This window comes from Xenorhabdus sp. Sc-CR9, assembly GCF_963897815.1.
Lineage (GTDB): Bacteria > Pseudomonadota > Gammaproteobacteria > Enterobacterales > Enterobacteriaceae > Xenorhabdus.
The window spans coordinates 1-5,908 of sequence record NZ_CAWQTY010000012.1 but is presented as its reverse complement, the minus strand read 5'-3'; the positions used below and the strand labels follow the sequence as shown (position 1 = coordinate 5,908).

General features: G+C 43.1%; 5 protein-coding genes and 1 pseudogene. All 6 read left to right on the top strand.

The features are described from left to right. A pseudogene (locus AACQ81_RS00825) lies at positions 1–97 on the top strand (IS5/IS1182 family transposase); the annotation flags it as partial. Positions 98–278: 181 nt separating this feature from the next. Next, positions 279–1,316, top strand: coding sequence for a thiosulfate ABC transporter substrate-binding protein CysP (cysP, locus tag AACQ81_RS00820; protein ID WP_237388351.1), 1,038 nt, complete (start codon positions 279–281; stop codon positions 1,314–1,316). After that, complete coding sequence (gene cysT / locus AACQ81_RS00815; protein ID WP_272903130.1) at positions 1,316–2,146, top strand: sulfate/thiosulfate ABC transporter permease CysT; 831 nt, start codon at positions 1,316–1,318, stop codon at positions 2,144–2,146. Before cysP ends, cysT begins: the two co-directional genes overlap by 1 nt. Further along, a complete protein-coding gene (gene cysW, locus AACQ81_RS00810; RefSeq protein WP_237388350.1) occupies positions 2,146–2,991 on the top strand; it encodes a sulfate/thiosulfate ABC transporter permease CysW in 846 nt (281 codons plus the stop codon). Before cysT ends, cysW begins: the two co-directional genes overlap by 1 nt. Before the next feature lie 14 nt (positions 2,992–3,005). After that, positions 3,006–4,094 carry a sulfate/thiosulfate ABC transporter ATP-binding protein CysA gene (gene cysA / locus AACQ81_RS00805; RefSeq protein WP_237388349.1) on the top strand — a complete coding sequence of 363 codons (1,089 nt, stop codon included), beginning with the start codon at positions 3,006–3,008 and terminating at the stop codon, positions 4,092–4,094. A gap of 131 nt (positions 4,095–4,225) precedes the next feature. Beyond that, entirely contained in the window at positions 4,226–5,107 is an 882-nt protein-coding gene (gene cysM / locus AACQ81_RS00800; protein WP_237388348.1) for a cysteine synthase CysM, read from the top strand. Positions 5,108–5,908: the final 801 nt, after the last annotated feature.

The window sequence follows — 5,908 nt, the reverse complement described above, 5'->3', positions numbered from 1 at the left end:
AGCAGTAGCTACTCGGTATGACAAATTAGCAAGAAATTATGAAAGTCTCGTTGCTTTGGCATTTTCAATCATGTGGCTCCCTATGTGGGTCGATTGAAACATGTACAACAAAGGTCAACACGCTCTAGTCGGAGCAGATTTCTTTCATCTTATCGCGTTTCATCATTTCTAATGAAAATTCGGTATATAAAACAGGGGAAAGTAAACTACCCTGTTATAAATATTCTGGATACAGTAGAAGAAATTGTTGTCAAATTGCGTGATAGGTAAGGTGTTGGGTGAATATAATGGCAATAAAAAATAACTTATCGGGCGGATTGGCTACCCTATCACTTTTGGTTGGCCTCAATGCTTATAGTGCCAACGCTGTGGCTGTCGAATTGCTGAATAGCTCTTATGATATCGGGCGCGAATTATTTTCGAACCTGAACCCTGAGTTTGAGAAACAGTGGAATGCACAACATCCACAGAACATATTGACTATCAAACAATCCCATGGTGGTTCATCTAAACAAGCGCTGTCTATTTTGCAGGGCTTGCGGGCTGATATTGTTACTTATAACCAAGTTTCCGATGTTCAGATTTTGCATGATCGTGGCAACCTTATCCCTGCCAACTGGCAGCAGCGTTTACCGAATAATAGTTCTCCGTACTATTCCACCATGGCTTTTTTAGTACGCAAAAATAATCCTAAGCATATTCATAATTGGGATGATTTATCACGCCATGACGTGAAATTAGTTTTTCCGAATCCGAAAACTTCAGGTAATGGGCGTTATACCTATCTGGCGGCTTGGGGGGCTTTTGAGCAGCAATATCCTCAAGTGCCAGAGAAAGTCCGCCAACAGATGCAGCGTCTTTTGCAGAATGTTGTGGTGTTTGATACAGGAGGACGTGGAGCAACGACTTCTTTTATTGAGCGTGGACTGGGGGATGTTTTGATTAGTTTTGAGTCTGAGGTCAATAACATTCGCAAACAGTACGGTGAAGATGATTACCAAGCCATTGTGCCGCCCGTGAATATTCTGGCTGAGTTTCCCGTGACCTGGGTAGATAAAAATATCCAGAAAAATGACACCGAATCTGTGGCTAAAGCATATTTAGATTATCTGTATAGCCCGGCTGCCCAGCAAATGATCGCCAGCTTCAATTACCGTGTATTTGATAAAAATGTCATGGAATCCCAGCAGAGCCGTTTTCCTGCAACCAGACTGTTTCGGCTCGAAGAACAATTTGGTAACTGGTCTCAAGTGATGAAAACCCATTTCAACACAGGCGGTATATTTGATCAGATATTGGCGGAAGGGCGTAAATAATGTGGGGATCTAGCAAACGCGTCTTGCCCGGATTCGGTCTTAGTTTAGGGAGTAGCCTGTTTTATACCTGCCTTATTCTGCTATTGCCATTAAGTGCTTTGGTGATGCAGCTTTCCAGCATGACATGGGAGCAATATTGGCAGGTGATCGCCAACCCGCAGGTTGTTGCTGCTTATAAGGTGACATTACTGGCAGCAGCCGTTGCCAGCTTGTTCAATATGGTTTTTGGCATGTTGATGGCATGGATATTAACACGCTATCAATTTTGGGGACGCCGCTTACTTGATGGTTTGATGGATTTACCATTCGCTTTGCCAACGGCCGTTGCGGGCTTAACGCTGGCGACCCTGTTTTCTACAACCGGATGGTATGGTGCCTGGCTTGGCAATTTTGATATCAAAGTCACCAATACTTGGCTGGGTATTGCGGTTGCAATGGCTTTTACCAGTCTGCCTTTTGTTGTCCGTACCGTGCAGCCTGTTCTTGAAGAATTGGGTTCCGAGTATGAGGAAGCGGCCCAGACATTGGGAGCGGGGCGTTGGCAAACATTCCAGCGGGTTATTTTGCCAGAAGTATCACCAGCATTGATGGCGGGAACGGTACTCTCTTTTACCCGTAGTTTAGGGGAATTTGGGGCTGTAATTTTTATTGCGGGCAATATTGCGTGGCAAACTGAGGTTGTTTCTTTAATGATTTTCATCCGCCTGCAAGAGTTTGATTATCCGGCAGCCAGTGCGATTGCTTCGGTTATCCTCGCCACATCGTTATTATTACTGTTTAGCGTCAATATATTACAAAGTCGCTTTGGTAAACGGATAGGGGGGCACTGATGACTGAATTTTCTGGATACACCGCAGCACAGCGCTTGCCCATAAACTGGGGAAAATGGTTACTGATCGGCACAGGCCTATTTTTTTCAGTTTTATTGCTGATGTTACCAATAGCATGGATTTTCTTGACAGCCTTTTCTAAAGGGCTGGACATTGTTGCTCAGAATCTTTTCGACCCGGATATGCTGCATGCCATTTGGTTGACGGTGATGATTGCGCTTATCACCGTACCCATCAATCTGGTTTTTGGTGTGATGACAGCATGGTTGGTGACGCGTTTCCAATTCCCCGGCAGGCAATTATTACTGACATTAATTGATATTCCGTTTGCGGTTTCGCCGGTTGTTGCGGGTCTGCTTTATCTCTTGTTTTACGGTGCCAATGGTTGGTTAGGTGGCTGGTTGAACGCTTATGACATTCAATTGATGTTTTCATGGCCGGGGATGGTACTGGTGACAGTTTTTGTAACGTGTCCATTTGTCGTACGTGAATTGGTCCCTGTGATGTTGAGTCAGGGCAACCAAGAAGATGAAGCTGCCATATTATTGGGGGCTTCCGGTTGGAAGATGTTTTGGCGTGTGACACTGCCGAATATTCGCTGGGCATTACTATATGGCGTTGTCTTGACCAATGCGCGGGCGATTGGGGAATTTGGTGCTGTCTCTGTGGTATCGGGGGCGATTAGGGGAGAAACCTATACGCTGCCTTTGCAGGTTGAGTTGCTGTATCAGGATTACAACACGGTTGGTGCATTTACAGCGGCAGCTTTGTTAGCAGTGATGGCGGTTATTACACTGATTATCAAAAGTGCGTTGCAATGGCATTTAAGCCGCCAGCAAGGATAGGTCAGGAGCAGAATATGAGCATTGAAATCAGTAAAATCAGTAAATCTTTTGGCCGGACGCAGATACTGAATGATATCTCACTGGATATTGAATCTGGTGAAATGATCGCTCTGCTTGGCCCATCGGGTTCTGGTAAGACGACATTGTTAAGAATAATTGCTGGCCTTGAGCAGCAAAGTACAGGTGAGTTGAAATTTCATGGTCAGAATGTCAGCCGGGTACATGCCAAAGATCGGCGTGTCGGGTTTGTATTTCAGCACTATGCTTTGTTTCGCCATATGACGGTGTTTGATAATGTGGCTTTTGGCTTGACTGTCCTTCCTCGCCGTCAGCGACCTAATGGTGAAATATTGCGCCGTAAAGTCATGGCACTGCTTGATATGGTTCAATTGTCTCATTTGTCTGAGCGCTATCCATCACAACTTTCAGGCGGACAAAAACAGCGTGTGGCGTTGGCAAGGGCATTGGCTGTTGAGCCTCAGATCCTCTTGTTGGATGAACCTTTTGGCGCACTGGATGCACAGGTACGGACGGAATTGCGTCGCTGGCTGCGTCAGTTGCATGAAGAGCTGAAATTTACCAGTGTATTCGTCACCCATGATCAGGAAGAGGCAATGGAAATTGCTGATAGAGTGGTACTCATGAATCAGGGGCGGATTGAACAGGTTGCGACGCCACAACGGCTATGGAGTGAACCGGAGAGCCGCTTTGTGCTGGAGTTCATGGGTGATATTAATAAGTTGAATGGTGAGATTAAAGGTTCCCATCTCTGGATTGGCGGGAAAATCTTTCCGTTAAATGGAAAGCCTTTGCATGAAGGACATGTCGATGTTTTTTTCCATCCGTGGGATATGAGACTCAGTTTACAGCAAACTACCTTTTGCCCTTTGCCTGTCCAAATTGTGGAGGTTAGCCCCCGCGGACATTTTTCTCTGGTTTACGTTCAGCCGATAGGTTGGGGAGAAGGCAATTTGTCAGTTGTCTGGATGGATAATTCATTAATTCCCGTTAGGGGCGATAACTATTTTATTGGTGGTGCGAGCGCTCGCTTGTATTCTGATGATGTGCCATTAAAAGTCATGCGATTAGCTGAATCTGCCTGATTTGATTATTTTTTTATTAAAATCCCTGTTTCCGTTAGAGTGCGGATAGGGATTTTTTTTCTTAAAATCTTGCTACAGTTTTCTGAATATGATTATTTGGTTATCCATTCTCATATGAATTAGGTAATGCTGTGGCAAGCTTGGAAACATTTATAGGTAATACACCGCTGGTAAAATTACAACGATTAACAGAAAGTGTTAATGCGGAAGTTTGGGTAAAACTGGAAGGGAATAATCCTGCCGGCTCCGTAAAAGACAGAGCTGCATTTTCAATGATCCAGCAGGCGGAGTTGCGTGGAGATATTATACCGGGTGATATTCTGGTAGAAGCAACGAGTGGTAATACCGGCATTGCACTGGCTATGATTGCGGCAGTAAAAGGTTATCGTCTAAAGTTACTTATGCCTGAAAATATGAGCCTTGAGAGACAGGCATCAATGCGGGCTTATGGTGCTGAATTAATTCTGGTCAGTAAAGAATTGGGAATGGAAGGTGCGCGGGATTTGGCACAAGAAATGGAAAAAAATGGAGAAGGAAAAGTTCTCGATCAGTTTAATAATGCGGATAACTCTTTGTCACACTTTCATACCACGGGGCCGGAAATCTGGCAGCAATCACAGGGAAGAATTACGCACTTTGTTTCCAGCATGGGAACAACAGGGACGATTACCGGTGTGAGCCGTTATCTGAAATCCCAATCAGACAAGGTACACATCACAGGATTACAACCCGCAGAAAATAGCCACATTCCCGGTATTCGCCGCTGGTCTCCGGCTTATATGCCCGGAATTTATCAGAAAGAGCTGGTGGATCAAGTTCTGGATATCACACAAACTGAAGCGGAAACTACCATGCGTTTACTGGCACAGAAAGAAGGTATTTTCTGTGGTGTCAGCTCTGGTGGCGCGGTTTCGGGGGCATTACGCATTGCAGCAGAAAACCCGGGTGCGGTTATTGTGGCGATTATTTGTGATCGTGGTGACAGGTATTTATCGACTGGAGTATTTGAGTAATCCCTTTTTACCATAATGTGTATGAGCCGAAACTTGGGTTATCAATCATAGAGTTTCGGCTTTTAACGTATTGGGTTCGGGGTTTTCCTGTTTAATTGCCCTGATATCCCGGATTGATAATATATTTAAATTTAATGATTTCCAGATTAATAATATTGCACTTATTATGTGAATCCTCCCTCTATTAAAAAATATACCATAAAGTGAATGTATCTCTAAAAATATAGCTGATTATGCGGCCGGAGGACGGAGGCTATAAAACAAGCATTTACAGCAACACCACAATCTGAAAATACATTAATTATTTTAATTGAAATTACTGAATGAATAATATTGAACAATAATAACATTAAAATAGTATTTATTATTCTCTCTATAGTTCAAAAAGTTATTTTATATATCAGTTGAATTTTGTTTATGACTTTTATTAAGAATAGAAAACCTTTTTGTGAAGATAATTCACTCCTCGAAACGTTTCTTTAAGTTTTATATAGTTAGTTTCTCACTAATAATACTCTACATAATATTTTATATTATGGAAAAAGAGATAAATTGTTATTAACCTGCGTAAATCACTACCCTTAATAGGTATATATTCTAATTCCTTCTTGTTTTTGGTGGATTACTCCGCCGTGCGGTAGCTATTGGGGTAGGCCATAAGCCGTCTGAGTGAATAAATAAGATTTCAAAATAGTAGATCACTTGAAGGGAACTCAGTCCGATTTTCGCGATCTGATTAATCGCCAAATCAAAACAAATCCCAAAATGGACTGAGTCATGCCAATCATAACATCAATACCC

Excerpts from the sequence above, each read along its gene's own strand:
- cysT (WP_272903130.1), top strand. The coding sequence starts at position 1,316 with ATGTGGGGATCTAGCAAACGCGTCTTGCCCGGATTCGGTCTTAGTTTA.
- cysW (WP_237388350.1), top strand. The coding sequence starts at position 2,146 with ATGACTGAATTTTCTGGATACACCGCAGCACAGCGCTTGCCCATAAAC.
- cysA (WP_237388349.1), top strand. The coding sequence starts at position 3,006 with ATGAGCATTGAAATCAGTAAAATCAGTAAATCTTTTGGCCGGACGCAG.